The 21,899-nt window shown below is 70.9% G+C and carries 21 protein-coding genes; 15 read left to right on the forward strand and 6 right to left on the reverse strand.

The window, feature by feature from the left end; all coding sequences use genetic code 11:
• Positions 1-136: 136 nt before the first annotated feature.
• Genes ACFWRO_RS26460 through ACFWRO_RS26470 form a run of 3 tightly spaced genes read left to right on the forward strand, consistent with a single transcriptional unit; the run spans position 137 to position 3,410 of the window.
• Positions 137-1,207: a S1C family serine protease gene (locus tag ACFWRO_RS26460; protein ID WP_384513903.1), complete on the forward strand. Its 1,071-nt coding sequence runs from the start codon at positions 137-139 to the stop codon at positions 1,205-1,207.
• 38 nt (positions 1,208-1,245) lie between these two features.
• Positions 1,246-1,983, forward strand: a complete 738-nt coding sequence (locus tag ACFWRO_RS26465) for a response regulator transcription factor (protein ID WP_384513964.1) — start codon at positions 1,246-1,248, stop codon at positions 1,981-1,983.
• An 8-nt stretch (positions 1,984-1,991) separates the two neighbouring features.
• Positions 1,992-3,410: a sensor histidine kinase gene (locus tag ACFWRO_RS26470; RefSeq protein WP_384513905.1), complete on the forward strand. Its 1,419-nt coding sequence runs from the start codon at positions 1,992-1,994 to the stop codon at positions 3,408-3,410.
• Here the strand turns inward: ACFWRO_RS26470 and ACFWRO_RS26475 are convergent.
• Both ACFWRO_RS26475 and ACFWRO_RS26480 read right to left on the reverse strand, forming a co-directional pair.
• Entirely contained in the window at positions 3,375-4,226 is an 852-nt protein-coding gene (locus ACFWRO_RS26475) for a phosphatidylinositol-specific phospholipase C (protein WP_384513907.1), read from the reverse strand. The two genes, ACFWRO_RS26470 and ACFWRO_RS26475, sit on opposite strands and share 36 nt — an antisense overlap.
• 111 nt (positions 4,227-4,337) lie before the next feature.
• Entirely contained in the window at positions 4,338-6,161 is a 1,824-nt protein-coding gene (locus ACFWRO_RS26480; protein WP_384513909.1) for a bifunctional metallophosphatase/5'-nucleotidase, read from the reverse strand.
• A gap of 145 nt (positions 6,162-6,306) precedes the next feature.
• Here ACFWRO_RS26480 and mshD point away from each other — a divergent pair, with 145 nt between their 5' ends.
• The 11 genes from mshD (at position 6,307) to pstB (ending at position 18,133) form a co-directional block, all read left to right on the forward strand.
• Positions 6,307-7,233 carry a mycothiol synthase gene (mshD, locus tag ACFWRO_RS26485; protein WP_384513910.1) on the forward strand — a complete coding sequence of 309 codons (927 nt, stop codon included), beginning with the start codon at positions 6,307-6,309 and terminating at the stop codon, positions 7,231-7,233.
• 110 nt (positions 7,234-7,343) lie between these two features.
• Positions 7,344-7,727, forward strand: coding sequence for a GntR family transcriptional regulator (locus ACFWRO_RS26490; RefSeq protein ID WP_384513912.1), 384 nt, complete (start codon positions 7,344-7,346; stop codon positions 7,725-7,727).
• An 11-nt stretch (positions 7,728-7,738) separates the two neighbouring features.
• Positions 7,739-8,644 (forward strand): ATP-binding cassette domain-containing protein, encoded by a 906-nt coding sequence (locus tag ACFWRO_RS26495; RefSeq protein WP_384513913.1) that lies wholly within the window; start codon positions 7,739-7,741, stop codon positions 8,642-8,644.
• A complete protein-coding gene (locus ACFWRO_RS26500; RefSeq protein ID WP_384513914.1) occupies positions 8,641-9,561 on the forward strand; it encodes an ABC transporter permease subunit in 921 nt (306 codons plus the stop codon). The genes ACFWRO_RS26495 and ACFWRO_RS26500 overlap by 4 nt, the downstream gene beginning before the upstream one ends.
• A gap of 269 nt (positions 9,562-9,830) precedes the next feature.
• Positions 9,831-12,179: an RNA degradosome polyphosphate kinase gene (locus ACFWRO_RS26505; protein WP_384513916.1), complete on the forward strand. Its 2,349-nt coding sequence runs from the start codon at positions 9,831-9,833 to the stop codon at positions 12,177-12,179.
• A complete protein-coding gene (locus ACFWRO_RS26510; RefSeq protein ID WP_384513917.1) occupies positions 12,166-13,269 on the forward strand; it encodes a CHAD domain-containing protein in 1,104 nt (367 codons plus the stop codon). Before ACFWRO_RS26505 ends, ACFWRO_RS26510 begins: the two co-directional genes overlap by 14 nt.
• Before the next feature lie 11 nt (positions 13,270-13,280).
• On the forward strand, positions 13,281-13,691 hold the full coding sequence (locus ACFWRO_RS26515) for an NUDIX hydrolase (protein WP_384513966.1): 411 nt from the start codon (positions 13,281-13,283) through the stop codon (positions 13,689-13,691).
• Between the two features lie 337 nt (positions 13,692-14,028).
• Positions 14,029-15,165 carry a phosphate ABC transporter substrate-binding protein PstS gene (gene pstS / locus ACFWRO_RS26520; protein ID WP_384513919.1) on the forward strand — a complete coding sequence of 379 codons (1,137 nt, stop codon included), beginning with the start codon at positions 14,029-14,031 and terminating at the stop codon, positions 15,163-15,165.
• Positions 15,166-15,276: 111 nt separating this feature from the next.
• Complete coding sequence (gene pstC, locus ACFWRO_RS26525; protein ID WP_384513921.1) at positions 15,277-16,254, forward strand: phosphate ABC transporter permease subunit PstC; 978 nt, start codon at positions 15,277-15,279, stop codon at positions 16,252-16,254.
• Positions 16,251-17,330 (forward strand): phosphate ABC transporter permease PstA, encoded by a 1,080-nt coding sequence (pstA, locus tag ACFWRO_RS26530; RefSeq protein WP_384513923.1) that lies wholly within the window; start codon positions 16,251-16,253, stop codon positions 17,328-17,330. Before pstC ends, pstA begins: the two co-directional genes overlap by 4 nt.
• Positions 17,331-17,356: 26 nt before the next feature.
• Positions 17,357-18,133: a phosphate ABC transporter ATP-binding protein PstB gene (gene pstB, locus ACFWRO_RS26535; RefSeq protein WP_384513925.1), complete on the forward strand. Its 777-nt coding sequence runs from the start codon at positions 17,357-17,359 to the stop codon at positions 18,131-18,133.
• A 210-nt stretch (positions 18,134-18,343) separates the two neighbouring features.
• On the opposite strand, the gene ACFWRO_RS26540 is transcribed toward pstB, so the two are convergent.
• Both ACFWRO_RS26540 and ACFWRO_RS26545 read right to left on the reverse strand, forming a co-directional pair.
• Positions 18,344-19,342 carry an anion permease gene (locus tag ACFWRO_RS26540; protein WP_384513927.1) on the reverse strand — a complete coding sequence of 333 codons (999 nt, stop codon included), beginning with the start codon at positions 19,340-19,342 and terminating at the stop codon, positions 18,344-18,346.
• 6 nt (positions 19,343-19,348) lie between these two features.
• A complete protein-coding gene (locus tag ACFWRO_RS26545) occupies positions 19,349-19,969 on the reverse strand; it encodes a DUF47 domain-containing protein (protein ID WP_384513929.1) in 621 nt (206 codons plus the stop codon).
• A gap of 193 nt (positions 19,970-20,162) precedes the next feature.
• On the opposite strand from ACFWRO_RS26545, the gene ACFWRO_RS26550 reads away from it, so the two are divergent.
• Positions 20,163-20,525, forward strand: coding sequence for a metal-sensitive transcriptional regulator (locus ACFWRO_RS26550; protein ID WP_384513931.1), 363 nt, complete (start codon positions 20,163-20,165; stop codon positions 20,523-20,525).
• A gap of 35 nt (positions 20,526-20,560) precedes the next feature.
• Here the strand turns inward: ACFWRO_RS26550 and ACFWRO_RS26555 are convergent, their stop codons facing one another.
• Together ACFWRO_RS26555 and ACFWRO_RS26560 are read right to left on the reverse strand one after the other, a co-directional pair.
• Positions 20,561-20,812 (reverse strand): hypothetical protein, encoded by a 252-nt coding sequence (locus ACFWRO_RS26555; protein WP_384513933.1) that lies wholly within the window; start codon positions 20,810-20,812, stop codon positions 20,561-20,563.
• 118 nt (positions 20,813-20,930) lie between these two features.
• Positions 20,931-21,737 (reverse strand): hypothetical protein, encoded by an 807-nt coding sequence (locus tag ACFWRO_RS26560; protein ID WP_384513935.1) that lies wholly within the window; start codon positions 21,735-21,737, stop codon positions 20,931-20,933.
• Between the last annotated feature and the right edge of the window lie 162 nt (positions 21,738-21,899).

Genomic DNA, 21,899 nt, shown 5'->3' on the forward strand with positions numbered 1-21,899 from the left:
GCCTTCCACAGGGCACCCCCCGGGGGCCTTCACATAGGACACCCCCGCAGGTCTTTACATAGGGCATACAGGGTTCTGTCGGGCTTCTCAGGTCGTCCTCAGGGTGCTCTCATCTACGGCTCCGAGAGTCATAGCCATGACGGACTTCCAGCAGCCGCAGCAGCCGTACTACCCGCCGCAGCCCCCGAGGCCCCCGTACGACCCCACGCAGCCGGTCACGACCGAGCCGGGTACGACGATCTGGCCGTCCGGCGGCCACCTGCCTCCCGGCCCTCCCGCGCCCCCTGTGACGCCTCCGTCCCCGGCCGGAGCCCCGGCCCCGCACCGGCGGGCCAAGCGGGGCGTGGGTCTCCTCGCCGCCGTCGCGATCGCCGCGGCGGCGGTCGGCGGCGGCACGGCCACCCTCGTGGAGCGGCTGACCGCGGACGGCACCCCCACCGCGAGCGGCGTCAACGGCACGAACGTCTCCGCGAGCAGCAAGGGCACGGTCGCCGGGGTCGCCGAGGCGGTCTCCCCGTCGATCGTGGAGATCTCCGCGAGCTCGACCGCAGGCAAGTCCACCGGCTCCGGCGTGATCATCACCGGCGACGGCGAGATCGTCACCAACAACCACGTGATCTCGGGCGCCTCCGAGATCAGCGTGCGGCTGTCGAACGGGAAGACGTACCAGGCGAAGGTCGTCGGCACGGATCCCGACAAGGACCTGGCGCTGATCAAGCTGGAGGGCGCGTCCGGCCTCAAGGCGGCGACGCTCGGGAACTCGGACAACGTGAAGGTCGGCGACGAGGTCGTCGCGATCGGCTCCCCCGAGGGTCTGACCGGCACGGTCACCAGCGGCATCGTCTCCGCCCTCGACCGCGACGTGACCGTCGCCAAGGACGAGGGCCAGGGCCAGGACCAGCAGCGTCAGCAGTACGACCCGCGTCAGGGCTGGCCCTTCGAGTTCGGCGGCCAGGAGTTCAACGGCGACACGGGCTCGTCGAAGACGACGTACAAGGCGCTCCAGACGGACGCCTCGCTCAACCCGGGGAATTCGGGCGGCGCGCTGATCAATATGAACGGCGAGATCATCGGGATCAATTCGGCCATGTATTCGCCGAGTTCTTCGAACGGCTCTTCGGCCGGCAGCGTCGGCCTCGGATTCGCGATCCCCGTGAACACCCTCAAGGCCGACCTCGACAGCCTCCGCGACGGCGGTTCGAACTGAACGCGTGCGACGCTGACACCATGACTGGCGTGACTGGCGTGACTGCCGCGACCGGCCCGGAGAACGCGGGCGACCGCATCCTCATCGTCGACGACGAACCCGCCGTACGGGAGGCGCTGCGCCGCAGCCTCGCGTTCGAGGGGTACGGGACGGAGGAGGCCGTCGACGGTGTCGACGCGCTCGCCCGCATGGAGTCGTACGCCCCCGATCTCGTCGTGCTCGACGTGCAGATGCCCCGGATGGACGGGCTGACGGCGGCGCGGCGGATCCGGGCGTCCGGCTCGACCGTGCCGATCCTGATGCTGACCGCGCGGGACACGGTCGGCGACCGGGTGACGGGGCTCGACGCGGGCGCCGACGACTACCTGGTGAAGCCCTTCGAGCTGGACGAGCTGTTCGCCCGCATCCGGGCGCTTCTGCGGCGCAGCTCGTACGCGAGCGCAGCCGAGGCCCCGGCCGACGGCGGCGACGTGCTGAGCTTCGGGGACCTGCGGATGGACCTGGCGACCCGCGAGGTGACGCGGGCCGGGCGCCCGGTGGAGCTGACACGGACGGAGTTCACGCTCCTGGAGATGTTCCTGGCGCATCCGCGTCAGGTGCTGACCCGCGAGCAGATCCTGAAGGCCGTCTGGGGCTTCGACTTCGAGCCGTCCTCGAACTCGCTCGACGTGTACGTGATGTACCTGCGCCGGAAGACCGAGGCCGGCGGCGAGCCGCGCCTCGTGCACACCGTGCGCGGCGTCGGCTACGTGCTGCGCGGCGGAGGCCCGGAGTGAGCGGTCCCGTGTCGTGGTTCAGATCGCGGCCGCTGCGCTCGCGGCTCGCGCTGCTGACGGCGACGGCGGTCGCCGTGGCCGTCGCGGCGGTCTCGCTGGCCTGCTGGTTCGTGACGCGGGCGCAGCTGGAGGCGGAGCTGGACTCCTCGCTGCGCAGCATCAAGCTGGACGACCGTTCGGTGTCCACCCTGGCCCTCGCCTGCGCGCGCGGCGACGACTCGCCCGTCCAGCTCACCGGCTCCTACACCGCCACGGTCCAGATCGTGCTGAGCAGCGGCAAGGCCTGTACGTACGGTCCCTCGCCGATCCCCGTCCAGGCGGGCGACCTGGCCGTGGCGCGCGGGCAGTTGCCGGACGCGCTGCACACGACGACCGACGAAGACGGCACCGACATGCGGGTCTACACCTACCGGCAGCCCGCCTTCCAGGACGTTGTCGGCGTCTCCGTCGCCCGGCCGCTGGCCGAGATCGACAACTCGATGGCCACGCTGCGCTGGATGCTGCTCCTGGTCTCCGGGATCGGCGTCGTCGGCGCCGGGGCCGCCGGTCTCTGGGTGGCCAGGACCGGGCTCGAACCGGTGGACCGGCTGACAGGCGCGGTCGAGCACGTGGCGGCGACGGAGGACCTGACGGTCCGCATCCCGGCCGAGGGCGAGGACGAGATCGCCCGGCTCTCGCGCTCCTTCAACGCGATGACGGCCGCGCTCGCGGTCTCCCGCGACCGGCAGGCGCAGCTGATCGCGGACGCGGGCCACGAACTGCGGACGCCGCTGACCTCGCTCCGTACCAACATCGAACTGCTCGCCCGCAGCGACGAGACCGGCCGCGCGCTGCCGCCGGAGGACCGGCGGGCGCTCATGGCGTCGGTGAAGGCGCAGATGACGGAGCTGGCGGCGCTCATCGGCGACCTCCAGGAGCTGGCCCGCCCCGACGCGGCGCAGCCGGGACCGCTGGAGGTCGTACCGCTGCACACGATCCTGCGCTCCGCCCTGGACCGGGCGCGGCTGCGCGGCCCCGAGCTGACCTTCGTCACGGACCTGGCGCCCTGGTACGTCCGGGCGGAGCCGGCGGCCCTGGAGCGGGCCCTGGTGAACGTCCTGGACAACGCGGTGAAGTTCTCGCCACCGCGGGAGACGGTCGAGGTCCGGCTGATGCGCGGGGAGCTGACGGTCCGCGACCACGGCCCGGGCATCGCGCCCGACGAACTCCCGCACGTCTTCGACCGCTTCTGGCGCTCCCCTTCGGCGCGCAGCCTGCCCGGCTCGGGGCTGGGCCTGTCGATCGTGGCCCGTACGGTCCAGCAGACGGGCGGCACGGTGGAGCTGACGGCGGCGGAGGGCGGCGGCACGGTGGCGGTCCTGCGACTGCCGGGCGCGCCGACGCCCCCGCCGTCAGTTGTGGCGGATGAGGGAGTCGACCAGGCCTGAGCGGGTGTTCGGGTAGTCCATGACGACGATGCCGAGGCCCTTCCAGCCGTTCGCCGTACCGTCGAGGAAGCCGTGGACGCGCGGGTTGAGGTTGTCGGAGTTCCAGCGCGGCGGCAGCGAGGCGGACGTCGAGACGAAGTTGATGTACAGCTTGCCGGGCTGGGCGACGGCACCGCGGAAGTGGGCCTCGATCTTCGGGTACTTGGCGTTCGGCAGGGCGTTCCAGTCGTCCTGGATCGCGATGGCTCCGCCGTCCCACCACTTGAGGCCGGGCAGCCCGCCGTTGTCGGCGACGAGGACGACCTTGCCGCGGGCCTCGCCCAGGGTGGGGACGGTGTCGCCGATACGGAAGAGGGAGCGCCAGCCCCGGTTGTCGAGGTAGTCGGTGAAGACCGCGCCGAAGGTGGCGTCGGAGTCCGAGGAGTACTCCTGCTTGACCCGCATGAGAACGGTCTCGGAGGGGTGGGCGGCGAGGAAGTCGCGGCAGGCGACGAGGACGTCGCCGAACATCATGTTCTGGTACGCCGCGCCGTGGTGGATGGCGAAGGAGCCGCCGGTGACCCGGCAGCGGACGTCCAGGAAGCGGATTCCGGCGGCGAGCTGCTGCGCCACGGTCGTGTTCTGGCACTCGGCCCAGGGGCCGCCGAAGCGGGCGCCGGAGTCGTGGGTGCCGGGGATGGTGAGCTTCTGGAGCGGGGTGGGGTCGCCGTGGCCGGCCATCCAGTCCTGGGTGGCGAGCGCCCGCGCGGGCGGGGCTCCCACCAGGAGGACGGCACCGGCTGCCGCGGCTCCCGCGAGAAAGCGTCGTCGGTCCATGCGCGGAGTATGACGCGTACGCGTCAACCAGCGCCAGGGTCGCGTACTCCCGGGTACGGGAAAGGGGCGGCGGACCGTAGAAACGATCCACCGCCCCTGGGCGTCGCGGTGTTACTTGACGACCGTGATCCGGCCCGTGGCCGGCGGGGCCAGCGGGGCGCTCGCGGAGGAGTGGGCGCCGAGGTAGGCGGTGAACAGGTCCAGGTCGGAGGCGCCGACCAGCTTGTTCTTGTGCTCCTTCAGGACGGCGAAGCCGTCACCGCCACCGGCCAGGAACTCGTTCATCGCGACCCGGTAGGTCTTCGACGGGTCGATCGCCTCGCCGTTCAGCTTCACCGAGGACACGACGATCCGGTCGGCGCCGGTCTTCGTCAGGTCCAGGGTGTACGTGAAGCCCTTCGACACCTGGAGGATCTTCGGGGCGGCCTGGTTCGGGCCGCTGACCTGCTGCTGGAGCGTGGTGATGAGCTGGGCGCCGGTCAGGTCGACGGCGGTCATCATGTTGGTGAACGGCTGGACGGTGTACGCCTCGCCGTAGGTCACCACGCCGTCGCCCTCACCGGCCGACGCCTTGTGGACCAGCGGCGCGCGCACGCCGCCCGGGTTCATCAGGGCCAGCTGGGCGCCGCCCTTGTCGGCCGGGGCCATGCCCTCGAGCTGCGCGTCGGCGATCAGGTTGCCCAGCGGCTTCTCGGGCGCGTCGAAGGGGTTGTCGATGTCGCCGGAGACGAAGCCGACGGGGCGGCTCGCGATCGGCGCGGCCAGCGTCTTCCAGCGGTCGATCAGCCGGGTCATGTCCTCGGCCTTGGCCACGTCACGGGTGACGACGTGGTTCGCGGAGGAGACGGCCGTACGGACGATGTCCTTCGAGCGACGGTCGTAGGTGAGCGTCGTGTCGGTGTACAGCTTGCCGAAGGAGGCCGCCGAGGTCACCGTGCGCGGCTTGCCGGACGGGTCCGGGATGGTGCACGCGTACGCCTGGTGGGTGTGGCCGGTCACCAGCGCGTCGACCTGCGGGCTGACCTTCTTGGCGATGTCGACGATCGGGCCCGAGATGCCGTCACCGGGGCCGGGGCTGTCGCAGTTGTAGTTGTACGAGCCCGAGGCCGGCACGCCGCCCTCGTGGAGCAGCGCGACGATCGACTTGACGCCCTTGCGCTCCAGGATCTTCGTGTACTTGTTGATCGTCTCGATCTCGTCGCCGAACTTCAGGCCCTTGATGCCCTCGGCGGAGACGATGTCGGCGGTGCCCTCCAGGGTGACGCCGATGAAGCCGACCTTGACCCCGTTGCGCTCCCAGATGAAGTACGGGTCGAGGATCGGGCGACCTGTCTTCTCGTTGGTCACGTTGGCCGCGAGGTAGGGGAACTGCGCCCCCTTGAACCGCTTGCCCTTCTCGAAGCAGCCGGCGGTCGGGTGGCAGCCGCCGTTCTGCATCCGGGCCAGCTCGCGCGCGCCCTCGTCGAACTCGTGGTTGCCGACCGAGCTGACGTCGAGCTTCAGGCGGTTCATCGCCTCGACGGTCGGCTCGTCGTGGAAGAGCCCGGAGACCAGCGGCGAGGCGCCGATCATGTCGCCGGCGGCGGCGGTGACGGAGTACGGGTTGCCCTTACGGGCCTCACGCAGGTGCGTGGCCAGGTACTCGACGCCACCGACACCGTCGATGGTCTTCGTCGTCCCGTCGGGCTGGATCTGGGTGACCCGGCCGGCCGAGCCCGTCGGCGGCTCCAGGTTCCCGTGCAGGTCGTTGAAGGAGAGCAGCTGGACGTCGACGTAGCGCCCGTAGCCGTAGCCGTGGCCCTTGCCGCCCCGGTCGTCCTTCGTCCCCGAGGCGCCCGCGGGCAGCGCGGCCACGAGCGCGCCGACGGTGGCGAGCCCCGCGCCGACGGCGAGTATCCGCGCCGCTGTCCTCTTCTTCTTCGGTGTCGCTGCCATCGCTCCCCTTGTCCCCGCGCCCCGTCGTGCGGCGCCACTCGACTGCTCATTCGACTGCTGACGTGCCAGCGCAGCCTAGAGTCAACGCGCGTAGCGCAACAGGGGGTGCCGGGTTACAACTAGGTTGATTCCGTAGGCTCGGTGCATGACTCCTGACGCGGCACCGGCCATCGAACCCGGTCGGCAGATCCACACTCTCGACGAGCTCTCGCCCGAGCAGGTGAGCGACGTCCTCGACCTGCTGGAGGCGGCCGACCGCGCGGACGGCGTCCACGCCGTGTCCGAGCAGGGGCGGCTGTATCTGCGGCACGGCCGGCGCGAGGGCGTTCGGCACTTCCTGCTCACCGTCGGCTCGAACCTCTACGGCTACGCCCAGATGGAGGACACCGACCCCGTGGAGGCCCCGGCCGCCGAGCTCGTCGTCCACCCGACGCACCGGGGCCGGGGGCACGGGCGGGCGCTCGGCACCGCGCTGCTCGCGGCCTCGGGCAAGCGGCTGCGGGTGTGGGCGCACGGCGGGAAGTCGGCGGCCAGGCACCTGGCGCAGGTCCTCGGCCTGACCCTGTTCCGCGAACTGCGCCAGCTGCGCCGCGCCTTGGTCCCGCTCGACATCCCCGAGCCTGTGCTGCCCGAGGGCGTCACGGTCCGCACCTTCGTGCCGGGCCAGGACGACGCGGCCTGGCTGGCCGTCAACGCGGCGGCCTTCGCCCACCACCCGGAGCAGGGCTCGCTCACCCAGCGGGACCTCGACGACCGGACGGCAGAGCCGTGGTTCGACCCGAAGGGCTTCTTCCTCGCGGAGAAGGACGGCCGGCTGATCGGCTTCCACTGGACGAAGACCCACGCGGAGGACCAGCTCGGCGAGGTGTACGTGATCGGGATCCTGCCCGACGCCCAGGGCGGCGGCCTCGGCAAGGCGCTGACGGCGATCGGCCTGCGGCACCTGGCGGCGCAGGGGCTGCCGACGGCGATGCTGTACGTGGACGCGGACAACACGGCGGCCGTGACGGTGTACGAGCGGCTCGGCTTCGTGACGCACGAGGTGGACCTGATGTACCGCACGGAGTCGTGAACGGGTAACCGGTAGCCGGTAACCGGGTTTCGGGAGGGGGCGGTTGACACCGCCCCCTCTCTTCCACCACCCTTTCACTACTTGATTAGTGAAAGGGTGGTGGAAAGAACGTGCTCGAGTACCGGATCGACCGGCGCAGCGGGGTCGCCACCTACCTCCAGATCGTCCAGCAGACCGAACAGGCCCTCCGGATGGGCCTGTTGGAGCCGGGCGACCAGCTGCCCACCGCGCGCGAGGTCGTCGAGGCGACGGCCATCAACCCGAACACGGTCCTCAAGGCCTACCGCGAACTGGAGCGCGCCGGCCTCGTCGAGGCCCGCCGGGGCCTGGGCACCTTCGTCCGGGCGACGCTCGGAGCCGCCCCCGCCGAGTCGCCGCTGCGCGGCGAACTCGCCGACTGGGCGCGCCGGGCCCGCGCGGAGGGCCTGGAGCGCGAGGACGTGGCCGCGCTCTTCACTTCCGTACTGAAGGAATTCTTCGAGGGGGACGCATGACAGGGGGAAGCATGACCAGTGGTACGGCCCTGAGCACCGAGGGCCTCGGCAAGCGGTACGGAGGACGGGGCGGCGGCGGCCGCTGGGCCCTGCGGGAGTGCACGTTCGCGCTCCCGGCCGGCCGGGTGTGCGCGCTCGTCGGCCCCAACGGCGCGGGCAAGTCCACGCTCCTGACCCTCGCGGCGGGCCTGCTCCGCCCCACCGAGGGCACGCTCCGGGCACCCGCCCGCGAGCACCTCGCGTACGTCGCCCAGGACAAGCCGCTCTACCCGCAGCTCACGGTCGCCGAGACGCTCAGGATGGGCCGCGAGCTGAACCCGGACCGCTGGGACGGGGCGGTCGCGGACCGCGTCGTCGCCGCGGGGCCCCTGGACCCCGGGGCACGGATCCGTACCCTCTCGGGCGGCCAGCGCACCCGCGTGGCCCTCGCCCTGGCCCTCGGCAAGCGCCCCGAACTCCTGCTCCTGGACGAGCCGATGGCCGACCTCGACCCGCTGGCCCGGCACGAGCTCATGGGCGTCCTGATGGCCGACGCGGCCGAGCGCGGCACGACCGTCGTCATGTCCTCGCACATCCTCACCGAGCTGGAGGGCGCCTGCGACCACCTGCTCCTGGTGGACGACGGCCGCGTCCGCCTCGACGGCCCGATCGAGGACCTCCTCGCCGCGCACGTGCTCCTGCGCGGCCCGGTCGCCGACCTGGCCCCGCACACGGTCGTCGACTCCCGCACGACGGGCCGTCAACTCACCGCCCTGGTCCGCCGCGAGGGCCGCGTCGAGGGGCCCTGGGAGACCACGCAACCCACCCTGGAGGACCTCCTCCTCGCCCACCTCCGCGCCTCGAGGAACCCCGAGAAGACCCCCGGGTCGACCTCCGAGAAGACCCCCGAGTCGACCCCCGAAGGAGCCTCCGCATGAGCACCCTGCCCCTGAAGGGCCCGTACTGGGTGACGGTCCGCCAGCACCGCAGAGCCCTTGTCCTCGCGGGCGCCGCCGTGGCGCTGAGCCTCGTGTCCGTGGCCTGGCTCCGCTACTGGGACTCCCGCACGGTCGGCACGGACGAGGACCACGGCCACTCGCTGCTGCGCGCCGCCATGGACCTGGCCGCCACCGGGATCCACTTCGTCCCGCTGCTCGTCGCCGCGTTCGTCGCGGGCCCGCTGCTCGCCCGCGAGCTGGAGTCGGGGACGTACAAGCTCGCCCTGACCCAGTCCGTGACGCCGACCCGTTGGCTGGCGTCGAAGCTGCTGGTCGCGGGCGTGGTGACGCTTGCCGGGACGATCCTGCTGATCGGCGCGTTCCGGCTCGGCTGGGGCAACGTCACCGGCACGTACCGGTTCCAGTGGTACGACCAGGGCGTCTTCGAGTCCTCGGGGCCCGTCCTCGTCGCCTACGCCGTGCTCGCCGTGGCCGTCGGCGCCGTCCTCGGCCAGCTGATCCGCCGTACCGTCGTCGCCATGGCCGCGGCCGGCGCCGTCACCGGCCTCGTCCTGCTGGTCATGGGCTCGCTCCGCTGGGACTGGCTGCCCGTCCGCACCGTCACCGCGCCGTTCGCACCGGGCGGCCCGGCCATGGCCATGGTGCCGGAAGACGCCCGGCCGGCCGACTCCGGCCTGCTCACCAACACCGGCGCGCGTCTGGAGGGCTGGTACTGCTCCGAGCCCTACGACCCCACCCTCTGCCGCGACGACGTGCACGTGGCCAGCCACTTCTCGGACTACTACCCGGCGTCGTACTACTGGCCCCTCCAGCTCATCGAGACCGGCATCGCCCTCGCCCTCGCCGCCCTCGCCCTCTTCGCCGCCTTCCGCATCCTGCGCACCCGGCACGGGTAGCCGCCCCCCGGGGCATGTACGGCCGCGCCCCGACCCCGTACCGTACGAATCAGGCCACGGAAAATCGGCCGGTGGGGCCCTCCAGGGGCCCCACCCCCGATTCCTGTACGACATGTCCTCGTTACCAGCCATTCAGACGCGCTTGCGACGCTCACGCAATGAAGCCCGCCGTGCCTCCTCCCGCCCAGGCGCTCCCGAAAGGGAGACTGCCCGTGCCCACGGCCCGCTCCGACGCGCCCGACCAGCCGTTCGCGCGGAAGAATGGGGCCATGAGCAAGCAGCCCGCCGAGGTCCCGGTCCAGCCGTCCGCCACCCCTTCCGCCCCGACGTCCGCGACACCCGCCGCGACGCCGGCCGCGAAGAACGCCAAGGCGTCCGCCAGGACGTCCGGGAGGAAGTCCGCGACCAGCGACAGGAAGGGCGAACCGGCCGCGCAGCCGACCGTCGGCTCGATAGCCGCGCACCGCCCCACCACCGTCGCGGGCGCCCGAGGCTCCGACCTCGACCCCGATCTGGACGCCGACCTCGACGGCTACGAGGACGAGAGCTCGGGCGAGCTGCCCCAGGGCCGCTTCCTCGACCGCGAGCGCAGCTGGCTCGCGTTCAACGAGCGCGTCCTGGAACTCGCCGAGGATCCCACCACGCCCCTCCTCGAACGGGCTAACTTCCTCGCCATCTTCGCGTCGAACCTCGACGAGTTCTTCATGGTCCGCGTGGCCGGTCTCAAGCGCCGCATCGCGACCGGCGTCGCCAACCGTTCCGCCTCCGGCCTGCAGCCCCGCGAGGTTCTGGAGCTGATCTGGACCCGCTCGCGCGAGCTCATGGCCCGGCACGCCGCCTGCTACCAGCAGGACGTCGCCCCCGCCCTGGCCGACGAGGGCATCCACCTCATCCGCTGGCCCGAGCTGACCGAGAAGGAGCAGGCGCGCCTCTTCACCCTGTTCCGCCAGCAGATCTTCCCGGTCCTCACCCCGCTGGCCGTCGACCCCGCGCACCCCTTCCCGTACATCTCCGGCCTCTCCCTCAACCTGGCCGTCGTCGTACGCAACCCGGTCAGCGGCCACCGCCACTTCGCGCGCGTCAAGGTGCCGCCCCTGCTCTCCCGCTTCCTGGAGGCCTCCCCGCAGCGCTACGTCCCGCTGGAGGACGTCATCGCCGCGCACCTGGAGGAGCTCTTCCCCGGCATGGAGGTGCTGGCCCACCACATGTTCCGGGTGACCCGGAACGAGGACCTGGAGGTCGAGGAGGACGACGCCGAGAACCTGCTCCAGGCCCTGGAGAAGGAGCTCCTGCGCCGCCGCTTCGGCCCGCCGGTCCGCCTGGAGGTCGAGGAGTCCATCGACCCGTACGTCCTGGACCTGCTCGTCCGCGAGCTGAAGATCTCCGACGCCGAGGTCTACCCGCTGCCCGGCCCGCTCGACCTGACCGGACTCTTCGGGATCGCCTCCCTCGACCGGCCCGAGCTGAAGTACCCGAAGTTCGTCGCCGGCACCCACCGGGACCTGGCCGAGGTCGAGTCGGCCTCCGCGCCCGACATCTTCATGGCGCTGCGCGAGCGGGACGTGCTGCTGCACCACCCGTACGACTCCTTCTCCACCTCCGTCCAGGCCTTCCTGGAGCAGGCGGCCGCGGACCCGGACGTCCTCGCGATCAAGCAGACGCTGTACCGGACCTCCGGCAAGTCGCCGATAGTCGACGCGCTGATCGACGCCGCCGAGAGCGGCAAGCAGGTCCTCGTCCTCGTCGAGATCAAGGCCCGCTTCGACGAGCAGGCCAACATCAAGTGGGCGCGGAAGCTGGAGGAGGCCGGCTGCCACGTCGTCTACGGCCTCGTCGGGCTGAAGACGCACTGCAAGCTGTCGCTGGTGGTCCGCCAGGAGGGCGACGTCCTGCGCCGGTACTCGCACGTCGGCACCGGCAACTACCACCCGAAGACGGCCCGGCTCTACGAGGACCTCGGTCTGCTCACCGCCGACCCGCAGGTCGGCGCCGACCTGTCCGACCTGTTCAACCGGCTCTCCGGCTACTCCCGCCGCGAGACCTACCGCCGGCTGCTCACCGCGCCGAAGTCGCTGCGCGACGGGCTCGTCTCCCGGATCCACAAGGAGATCGCGCACCACCGCGCGGGCCGCCCGGCGTACGTCCGGATCAAGGTCAACTCGATGGTCGACGAGGCCATCATCGACGCCTGCTACCGGGCCTCGCAGGCGGGCGTACCGGTCGACATCTGGGTCCGCGGCATCTGCGCGATCCGCCCGGGCGTCGCCGGCCTCTCCGAGAACATCCGGGTCCGCTCGATCCTCGGCCGCTTCCTGGAGCACTCCCGGATCTTCGCCTTCGGCAACGGCGGCGAGCCCGAGGTCTGGATCGGCAGCGCCGACATGATGCACCGGAACCTCGACCGGCGCATCGAGGCCCTGGTCCGGGTCTCCGACCCGGCCCACCGGGCGGCCCTGACCCGGCTCCTGGAGACCGGAATGTCCGACACCACCTCCTCCTGGCACCTCGGCCCGGACGGGAACTGGACGCGGCACGCGACCGATCCCGAAGGCCAGCCGCTGCGGCACGTCCAGGAGATGCTCATCGACGCGCGGAGGCGCCGGCGTGCACAACCCTGACCACCTCGCGGCCACCGCGGACGCCACCGGCACGGGTGTCAGCGATGGCGTCACCACGGGCGTCTCGGCGGGCGAGGTCCTCTCCCCCTATCTCCAGGCGCGGGCGGGTGACTTCCTGCGCGCCCTGCGCCTGCACACGGAGGCCGGGGCGGACACGACCGGCTCGGAGGAGGCCGCCCGCGCGCTGCGGGCGGCCGCCCGGCGCATCGGCGGAACGCTGCACACCTTCCGGCCGCTCCTGGACGCCTCCTGGGCCGACCAGCTGCGCACGGAGCTGGCCTGGCTCTCCGGGACGCTCGCCCTGGAGCACGCCTGCACCGCCCGGCTCGTCCGGCTCGTGGACGCGCTGTCCCGCCTGTCGAGCGGCGGACACGGTAACGGCAGCCACGGCAGCGGCGGCCACTGTAACGGGGGGCACGGCAACGGCGGCCACGGTCCCGGCGGGCCGGTGCCTGCCGCGCGCGGCGCCGAGAGCTCCGGCCTGACGGTCGGCGCCGCCCGGGCCGGCGCCCTCCTGGAACGCCAGCTCACCCTGGGCCGTACGCGCGCCCACTCGGCCGCGCTCCAGGCGCTCGGCTCCTCCCGCTTCCACGCGGTCGCGGACGCCGTCGCGCTCCTGGCCTCCGAGGTACCGCTGGGCCCCGCGGGGGCGGCCCAGGCGGTCGAGGTCCTCGACGCGCCGGCCGCGGTCGTCGAGCGCCGGCTGCTCGACGCGGTCGGCGGCCTGCCGCTGGCCCGCGCGGCCCACCCGTACAACGCCGACGCCCTCGCCCTCGCGGCCGGCGAGACCCAGGACGCGCCCTGGCACCAGGCCCGGCTGCTGCTCCGCCTGCACCGGTACGCCTGCGAGGTCCTCCAGGGCGACGCACCGCCCGACCCGGTCCTCGACGAGGCCGGCCGGGCCCTGAACCGGCACCGCGACGCCTCCGAGGCGGCCGCCGCCGCGGCGGGCGCGGCCCGCACCCCGCGCATCGCCCCGGCGACCGCGTACGCCCTGGGCGTCCTCCACGCGGACCAGCGCCACGAGGTCGAGGCCGCCCGCTTCGCCTTCCAGCGCGCCTGGCAGCACGCCACGGCGCCGGTCCCGTGAACCACGAGCGCCTGAACCGGGTGGTCCGGGCGGCGGGCTGCGTCCTGTGGCGCCCCGCCCCCTCGGGCCGCGGCATCGACATCGCCCTGGTCCACCGGCCCAAGTACGACGACTGGTCGCACCCCAAGGGCAAGCTCAAGCGCGGCGAGACCCCGGAGGAGTGCGCGCGGCGGGAGGTACGGGAGGAGACGGGCCACTCCTGCGCCCTCGGCCCGCGCCTGCCCATGGTCCGCTACCTGGCGAACGGGCGCCCGAAGGAGGTCACGTACTGGTCGGCCCTGGCCCTGGGCGGTGCCTTCGCCCCGTCGAAGGAGGTCGACCGCCTGGTCTGGCTCGCCCCGGAGCGGGCACGGGCGCGATTGACCCAGCCGAGGGACAGGGAGCTGCTCGACGCGCTCCTGTCGCATCAGTCGACCCACTAGTGGGCAGGCGTTCCGCCGGACCCCGCCCGGCCGCCGCCCACCCCGCGTCGCACCCGCACCGCCGGCCCTCGTACCCGGACCGCCACCACCCCTCGCGCCCCACCGCCACCACCCCCCGTACCCGTACCGCCACCCTCCCGAGGGCTCCGCACCCGCCCTTCCGGCACGGTTCACTTTCCGTTCACTCTCAACCGTCGGCCGCTTCACCTGTTCTGCCTAATTTCGGTCGTACAGGGTGCACAGGCACAGCGCCGCGCCCTCACCCCGACACACGCCGCCGTAAAACGTTCAGGACACCCGGTCCGCGGCTGGCGGCTTCTGGAAGGAACACCCGAAAGTGAAGCTTTCGCGCATGAACGGGCTTCGCGCCTCCGCGATCGGTGCCCTCGTCGTCTCCGGCGCCCTCGTCCTCTCGGCGTGTGGCTCGGACGACAACGCCGGGACCAAGCCGAACGGCGACAAGACCTCGGCGGCCGCGTCGAACATCAAGTGCGACGGCGCCAAGGGCCAGCTCCTCGCCGCGGGCTCCTCCGCGCAGAAGGGCGCGATGGACCTCTGGGTCAAGAACTTCCAGGAGGCCTGTGACGGCGTCGAGGTCAACTACCAGGCCATCGGCTCCGGCGGCGGTATCACCAAGTTCAACCAGGGCCAGGTCGCGTTCGCCGGCTCCGACTCCGCGCTGAAGGAGGAGGAGGTCGCCGAGTCCGCGAAGATCTGCAAGACCGGCAAGGGCATCAACCTCCCGATGGTCGGTGGCCCCATCGCCATCGGTTACAAGCTGGACGGCGTGGACAACCTGGTCCTGGACGCCACCACCCTCGCCAAGATCTTCGACAACAAGATCACCAAGTGGAACGACCCGGCGATCGCCAAGCTGAACCCGGGCGCCAAGCTGCCCGACAGCACGATCCAGGCCTTCCACCGCTCCGACGAGTCGGGCACCACCCAGAACCTGGGCAAGTACCTCTCGACGGCCGCCCCGGCCGACTGGAAGCACGACCCGAAGTCGAAGTCGTGGCCGGCCCAGGGTGGCCAGGCCGCCAACGGCTCCTCCGGTGTCGCCACCGCGGTCAAGGACGCCGAAGGCGCCATCGGCTACTTCGAGCTCTCCTACGCCACCGCCAACAAGATCAGCACGGTCAGCCTGAACACCGGCGCCGCTGCCCCGGTCGCGGCCACCTCGGAGAACGCCTCCAAGGCGATCGCCGCCGCCAAGGTCAAGGGCACCGGCTCCGACATGGCGCTCTCCCTCGACTACGCCACCAAGGCCGAGGGTGCCTACCCGCTGATCCTCGTCACCTACGAGATCGCCTGCGACAAGGGCAACAAGGCGGAGACCCTGCCGACCCTGAAGGCATTCCTCAACTACACCGTCTCCGAGGAGGGTCAGAAGATCCTCTCCGAGGCCGGTTACGCCCCGCTCCCGGCCGACATCGCGGCCAAGGTCCGCGAGATCGTCCCCACCCTGTCCTGATCCCCGGCCGGGGCCGGTCCGCCACCCACGGGTGACGGACCGGCCTCGGCATCCGGTGCACCGCCGCCAGGAGCCGTACGCACGTACCGGCTCCGCAGACCGGAGAGACCGATGGTTACGACAACCACACCACCCATACGAAACAGCCGCCGAGCCAAGAGCTCGACGCGCGCGGGAGACCGGGTCTTCCTCGGGCTGTCCCGAGGTTCCGGCATCACCCTCCTGGTGATCATGGCCGCGATCGCGGGCTTCCTCACCTACCGCGCGATCCTTGCCATCTCCAAGGACTCCACGAACTTCTTCACCACCTTCGAGTGGAACCCGGCCGGCGTCCCGCCGGTGTTCGGCATCGCGGTCCTCGCCTTCGGCACGATCGTCTCGTCGATCATCGCGATGCTCATCGCCGTGCCGGTCGCGATCGGCATCGCGCTCTTCATCTCGCACTACGCCCCGCGCAAGCTGGCCAAGCCGCTCGCGTACGTGGTCGACCTGCTCGCCGCCGTCCCCAGCATCATCTACGGCCTGTGGGGCGCGATCTTCCTGGTCCCGTACCTCGACGGCCTCAACAAGTGGCTGAACGAGTACTTCGGCTGGACCTACATCTTCGACAAGGCCAGCGACGGCCCCGCCCGCAACCTCTTCACCGTGGGCATCCTGCTGGCGATCATGATCCTGCCGATCATCACCAACGTCACCCGTGAGGTCTTCCTCCAGGTCCCGCAGATGCAGGAAGAGGCCGCCCTCGCCCTCGGCGCCACGCGCTGGGAGGTCATCCGGATGTCGGTCATCCCCTTCGGCCGCTCCGGCATCATCAGCGCCTCGATGCTCGGCCTCGGCCGCGCGCTCGGCGAGACGATGGCCGTCGCCGTCGTCCTCTCCCCGAGCTTCCTCCTCTCGGGCCACCTCCTCGACCCGGGCGGCGGCACCTTCGCGCAGAACATCGCGGCGAAGTTCAACGAGGCCGACAGCTTCGGCCGTGACGCCCTGATCGCCTCCGGTCTGGTCCTCTTCGTCATCACGCTGCTGGTCAACGGCGCGGCCCGGTGGATCATCGGTCGCCGCAAGGAGTACTCGGGGGCCAACGCATGAGCCACAACGCCATACAGGATCGCCCGCCCGTGAAAATCGCCGTGAAGCGCGATCCGCTCAGCCACGCCCGGCTCCCCAAGTGGACTCCGTTCGCCATCGCCATCGGCTCGATCGCCGCGGCCGTCGGCCTGGGCCTCGCAGCCGGCTGGCACAGCCGCATCCAGTGGGGCCTGATCGCCGCGCTGTTCTTCGTCCTCGGGACGTACGCGATCACCTCCAAGGTCGAGGGCAGCCGTCAGGCCAAGGACCGCGTCGCCACCAGCCTCGTCTGGGTCTGCTTCATCCTGGCCGTCATCCCGCTGCTCTCGCTGGCCTGGGTCACGATCAGCAAGGGCATCGCGGTCCTCGACCCGTACTTCCTGAGCCACTCGATGAACGGCGTCCTCGACGCCGAGGCCGGCGGCGGTGTCTACCACGCGCTGCTCGGCACGATCGAGCAGGTCGCCATCGCGACCCTGATCGCCGCGCCGATCGGCCTGCTGACCGCGGTCTACCTCGTCGAGTACGGCGGCGGGAAGCTCGCCAAGGCCGTCACCTTCTTCGTCGACGTCATGACGGGCATCCCGTCGATCGTCGCGGGTCTGTTCATCCTCGCCACCTGGAATCTGATGCTGGGCTTCGGGCCCTCCGGATTCGCCGGCGCGATGGCCCTCGCGATCCTGATGATGCCGGTCGTCGTCCGCTCCACCGAAGAGATGCTCAAGCTCGTCCCGAACGAGCTGCGCGAGGCCTCCCTCGCACTCGGCATCCCGAAGTGGCGCACGATCCTGAAGGTGGTCCTGCCCACCGCGATCGGCGGCATCACCACGGGCGTCATGCTCGCGGTCGCCCGCATCACCGGTGAGACGGCCCCCGTCCTGCTCCTCGTGTTCGGTACGAAGCTGATCAACCCGAACCCCTTCGAAGGCGCCCAGTCCTCGCTGCCGCTCTACGTGTACGAGCAGTACGCGGTCGGCACCGACGCCGCCGTGTCCCGTGCCTGGGGCGCCGCGCTCGTCCTGATCGCCTTCGTCATGATCCTCAACATGGTGGCCCGCGGCATCGCCCGCTGGAAGGCCCCCAAGACCAGCCGCTGACGCGGCGACCCTGGAAGTGAATTGATATGGCCAAGCGAATCGACGTCAGCGGCCTTTCCGCGTACTACGGCGCCCACAAGGCGATCGACGACATCTCCATGACGGTCGAGCCCCGCTCGGTGACGGCCTTCATCGGCCCCTCCGGCTGCGGCAAGTCCACGTTCCTCCGCACCCTCAACCGCATGCACGAGGTCACCCCCGGCGGCCGCGTCGAGGGCAAGGTCCTCCTGGACGACCAGGACCTGTACGGCGCCGGGGTCGACCCGGTCGCCGTGCGCCGCACGGTCGGCATGGTGTTCCAGCGCCCGAACCCGTTCCCCACCATGTCGATCTTCGACAACGTGGCGGCGGGCCTGCGGCTCAACGGCTCGTACAAGAAGGCCGAGCTCAACGAGATCGTCGAGCGCTCCCTCAAGGGCGCGAACCTCTGGAACGAGGTCAAGGACCGGCTGAACAAGCCGGGCTCCGGCCTCTCCGGCGGTCAGCAGCAGCGTCTGTGCATCGCCCGCGCGATCGCGGTCGAGCCCGACGTCCTGCTGATGGACGAGCCCTGCTCGGCCCTCGACCCGATCTCGACGCTCGCGATCGAGGACCTGATCGGTGAGCTGAAGGAACGGTTCACGATCGTCATCGTCACGCACAACATGCAGCAGGCCGCCCGCGTCTCGGACCGCACGGCCTTCTTCAACCTGGCGGCCGTGGGCCAGCCGGGCAAGCTCATCGAGCTGGACGACACGGAGCGCATCTTCTCCAACCCGACTGTCCAGGCGACCGAGGACTACATCTCGGGCCGCTTCGGATAAACAGACATCCGGCACGTGTGTACCCACCACCGGGGGCAACCACCAACGCCCCCGGCACAGGGTCACCACGATTCCGGGTAACACGTCCTGCGGTGCTGCATGGCGGTGCCACCGCAAGACGAATGGGCCCGGCTCTCCAACAGGAGAGCCGGGCCCAACCATTTGCCCCAGGGGGGCGTCGGCCTTCCGGCCGTCACCCGAAGTCGGCCGTCACCCGAAGAACAGCCGCACCACGTAATAACTGAGCGCCGCGACCAGCGCAGCCGCCGGCATCGTGATGAACCACCCCAGGATGATGTTCTTCGCGACACCCCACCGCACCGCGTTCACCCGCTTCGTCGCCCCCACGCCCATGATCGCGGACGTGATGACGTGCGTCGTCGAGATCGGCGCGTGGAAGAGGAACGCCGAGCCGAACATGATCGTCGCGCCCGTCGTCTCCGCCGCGAACCCCTGCGGCGGGTCCAGCTCGATGATCTTCCGGCCGAGCGTCCGCATGATCCGCCAGCCACCCGCGTACGTACCCAGCGAGAGCATCACGGCGCACGCGATCTTCACCCACACCGGGATGTCGTCGCCCGACTGCTGCACATCGGCGATGACCAGGGCCATCACCACGATGCCCATCGTCTTCTGGGCGTCCTGCAGACCGTGGCCGAGGGCCATGCCCGCCGCCGACACCGTCTGGGCGATACGGAAACCGCGCTTCGCCTTGTGCGGGTTGGACTTGCGGAAGATCCACATGATCAGGCACATGACCAGGTAACCGGCGACCAGACCGACCACCGGCGAGATGAACATCGGGATGATGACCTTGTCGAGCACGCCGCCCCAGATCACCTCCGTACCGCCCGCGAGCGCCGCGCCCACCATGCCGCCGAACAGCGCGTGCGAGGAGGAGGACGGCAGACCGAAGTACCAGGTGACCAGGTTCCAGATGATCGCGCCGACGAGCGCGGCGAAGAGGATGCCCATCCCCTTGTCGCCGTGCGGCGTCTCGATCAGGCCCTCACTGACCGTCTTGGCGACCCCGCTGCCGAGGAACGCGCCGGCGAGGTTCATCACCGCGGCCATCGCCAGGGCCGCCCGCGGGGTCAGCGCCCGGGTCGAGACCGAGGTGGCGATGGCGTTCGCCGAGTCGTGGAAGCCGTTCGTATATGTGAAGCCGAGCGCGACACCGATGGTCACGATCAGCGCGAAGGTGTCCACGAAGCCTCAGGACTCCTTGACCGCGATGGTCTCCACCGTGTTCGCCACGTGCTCGAACGCATCGGCCGCCTCTTCCAGGACGTCCACGATCTGCTTGAGCTTGAGCACCTCGATGGCGTCGTACTTGCCGTTGAAGAGATGGGCGAGCAGCTTGCGGTGGATCTGGTCGGCCTGGTTCTCGAGCCGGTTGATCTCGATCCAGTACTCGGTGAGGTTGTTCATCGTCCGCAGGTGCGGCATCGCCTCGGCGGTCAGCTCCGCAGCCCGGGCCAGCACCTCGATCTGCTGCTCGACACCCTTGGGGAGTTCCTCGACGTTATAGAGGACGACCAGGTCGACGGCCTCCTCCATGAAGTCCATGATGTCGTCGAGGGAGGAAGCGAGGGAGTAGATGTCCTCGCGGTCGAAGGGTGTGATGAACGAGGAGTTCAACTGGTGGAAGATCGCGTGGGTAGCATCGTCACCCGCGTGTTCCGCTGCCCGCATCCGCTCCGCGATCTCGGCCCGGGCGGAAGGCTCCGCTCCGAGCAGTTCCATCAGGAGCTTCGAGCCCGTGACGATGTTGTCCGCGGACGCGGCGAACATGTCGTAGAAGCTCGTCTCCCTGGGGGTCAGACGAAATCGCACGTGGGGTCCTCGGGGTGCTGGGTTTAGGTCAGGCTGATGCTAGGCGCATCATCCGGCCACGGCTAACCGGCGTCCCTTCAGTGTCGCCCATCAGGCACAGTGATCTGCACGGGCCCCCGCCCGGATCGGCGGGGATCGGTACCATATACCCACGAGGGGTATACACACCCTTTCTGGACAACGGGAGGACGCGATGACGACCACCGAGGCGGCCGAGGTCACCCCCGAAGCCTCCGCACCCACGACGGCACCCACGACCGACCACGATCACGGCGTGCACGGCTACCACAAGCAGAAGGACGAGCACCTCAAGCGGCTCCGCCGGATCGAGGGCCAGATCCGCGGTCTGCAGCGGATGGTCGACGAGGACACCTACTGCATCGACATACTCACCCAGGTCTCGGCCTCCACGAAGGCCCTCCAGTCCTTCGCGCTCCAGCTCCTGGAGGAGCACCTGCGGCACTGCGTCGCCGACGCCGCGACCAAGGGCGGCGACGAGATCGACGCCAAGGTCGAGGAAGCCACCAAGGCCATCGCGCGGATGCTGCGTACCTGAGAGCCCGGGGCCGCCGGCGACGGCGCCCCGGTCGATCAGCAACGCTCGGCCCGCTCCGTGTCGACCGGCTTCGTGTCGACCGACTCCGCGACCGCCCGCTGCGTGACCACCGGCTCCGCATCGACGGGCTTCGCGTCGACCCGCAGCACCTCGTCGATACGGTCCGCGCTGAGCCGCTCCCCGTCGGCCGCCGACGCGGCGATGATCAGCTCACCGCACAGCTCGATCTCGGCGAGCGCGACGCGGTCCTGTTCCGTGGGCACGGTCGCGGTACTGGGCGGGGCCACGCGCGTTCACCTCTTCCTGCCGGCGTCGGTCTCCCAGCGTAGGGAGCGCGCCACGCAACGCGCATGACTCGTCCGGACCATTTCGGCAATGGCCTGGGGGTGGCTTCGCGCCGCCGGGCTATACCTCGATCTTCCCGGCGTAGATGTCCCCGCGACTCGGCAGCCGTACGTCGACGGGGGTGCCGAACCCGTACAGCAGGGTCGTCGACGCGACCGCGACCGTACGGTCCTTGTTGGCGAAGCTGAACTGGTGCCGGACCTTCCGCAGCCGGCCCTCCGCGTCGAGGTACGCGTCGAAGGGCACGGAGTCCTTGGCGAACCCTTTCGCCGCCGCGGCGAGCGAGCCGCGCACCTGCGGCGAGGCGGCCCGAGCGGCCGCCCCGAGGTCGGCGACACCGCGGTAGTGGCTGACTTTCACCCCTGCCAGGTCGACCTGGCCGACGTACGTCACGCGCTGCGCGCCGCGCAGCAGCTCGGCGGCGGCGCCCGGGTCGGTGGCCCCGCCGGTGACGAGGTTGCCGTCGTCCAGGGTGGTGGTGTCCACCCGTACCCACTTGTCGGTCGGGACGCCCGCGCCGCGGTTCTTCATGTAGAGCGCGCCGGGGACGAGGAGTTCGGTGACGGGCCGGTGCTCGTCCGCTCCGGCGGCGTCCTTGGGCAGGACGACCTGGAGCCGTCCTGTACGGAGCCGGAAGTCGTACGCGCCCTCGCCCCGGATGGTGACCCGCGTCCCGCCGGTGGCCATCTCCATGCTGGTGCTCGTCTTGGCGGTGCCCGCCCGGGTCAGCACCTCGGCCGCGCCCCGCACGGTCTCGGTGGGGTCGCCGCCGGGGGCGGGGTCCTCGGGTCCGGCGCAACCGCCGGCCATCAGTGCGGCGGCGACGGCCCACGCCCCGCCTCTGAACCCGTACCTCCGCACCACCATCGCCTGCCAACCCCCAACGCCGTACCGCTGTCTGTCCGGGACCCGCCCGATCCGCATAACGACGGCTCGGGCGACCCGTCACGCGCAGTACGGTGGATGCGTGCACCACCAAGCTCCGCACCACGCCACCACGACGGAACGCGGCTCTTTCGCTGTCGCTCG

Origin of the sequence: Streptomyces sp. NPDC058579 (assembly GCF_042718575.1) — a bacterium.
Taxonomy (GTDB): Bacteria; Actinomycetota; Actinomycetes; order Streptomycetales; family Streptomycetaceae; genus Streptomyces.

Excerpts from the sequence above, each read along its gene's own strand:
- ACFWRO_RS26550 (WP_384513931.1), top strand. The coding sequence starts at position 20,163 with ATGACGACCACCGAGGCGGCCGAGGTCACCCCCGAAGCCTCCGCACCC.
- ACFWRO_RS26495 (WP_384513913.1), top strand. The coding sequence starts at position 7,739 with ATGACCAGTGGTACGGCCCTGAGCACCGAGGGCCTCGGCAAGCGGTAC.
- ACFWRO_RS26475 (WP_384513907.1), bottom strand. The coding sequence starts at position 4,226 with ATGGACCGACGACGCTTTCTCGCGGGAGCCGCGGCAGCCGGTGCCGTC.
- ACFWRO_RS26505 (WP_384513916.1), top strand. The coding sequence starts at position 9,831 with ATGAGCAAGCAGCCCGCCGAGGTCCCGGTCCAGCCGTCCGCCACCCCT.
- ACFWRO_RS26560 (WP_384513935.1), bottom strand. The coding sequence starts at position 21,737 with ATGGTGGTGCGGAGGTACGGGTTCAGAGGCGGGGCGTGGGCCGTCGCC.
- pstA (WP_384513923.1), top strand. The coding sequence starts at position 16,251 with ATGAGCCACAACGCCATACAGGATCGCCCGCCCGTGAAAATCGCCGTG.
- pstB (WP_384513925.1), top strand. The coding sequence starts at position 17,357 with ATGGCCAAGCGAATCGACGTCAGCGGCCTTTCCGCGTACTACGGCGCC.
- mshD (WP_384513910.1), top strand. The coding sequence starts at position 6,307 with ATGACTCCTGACGCGGCACCGGCCATCGAACCCGGTCGGCAGATCCAC.
- ACFWRO_RS26500 (WP_384513914.1), top strand. The coding sequence starts at position 8,641 with ATGAGCACCCTGCCCCTGAAGGGCCCGTACTGGGTGACGGTCCGCCAG.
- ACFWRO_RS26460 (WP_384513903.1), top strand. The coding sequence starts at position 137 with ATGACGGACTTCCAGCAGCCGCAGCAGCCGTACTACCCGCCGCAGCCC.
- ACFWRO_RS26480 (WP_384513909.1), bottom strand. The coding sequence starts at position 6,161 with ATGGCAGCGACACCGAAGAAGAAGAGGACAGCGGCGCGGATACTCGCC.
- pstC (WP_384513921.1), top strand. The coding sequence starts at position 15,277 with ATGGTTACGACAACCACACCACCCATACGAAACAGCCGCCGAGCCAAG.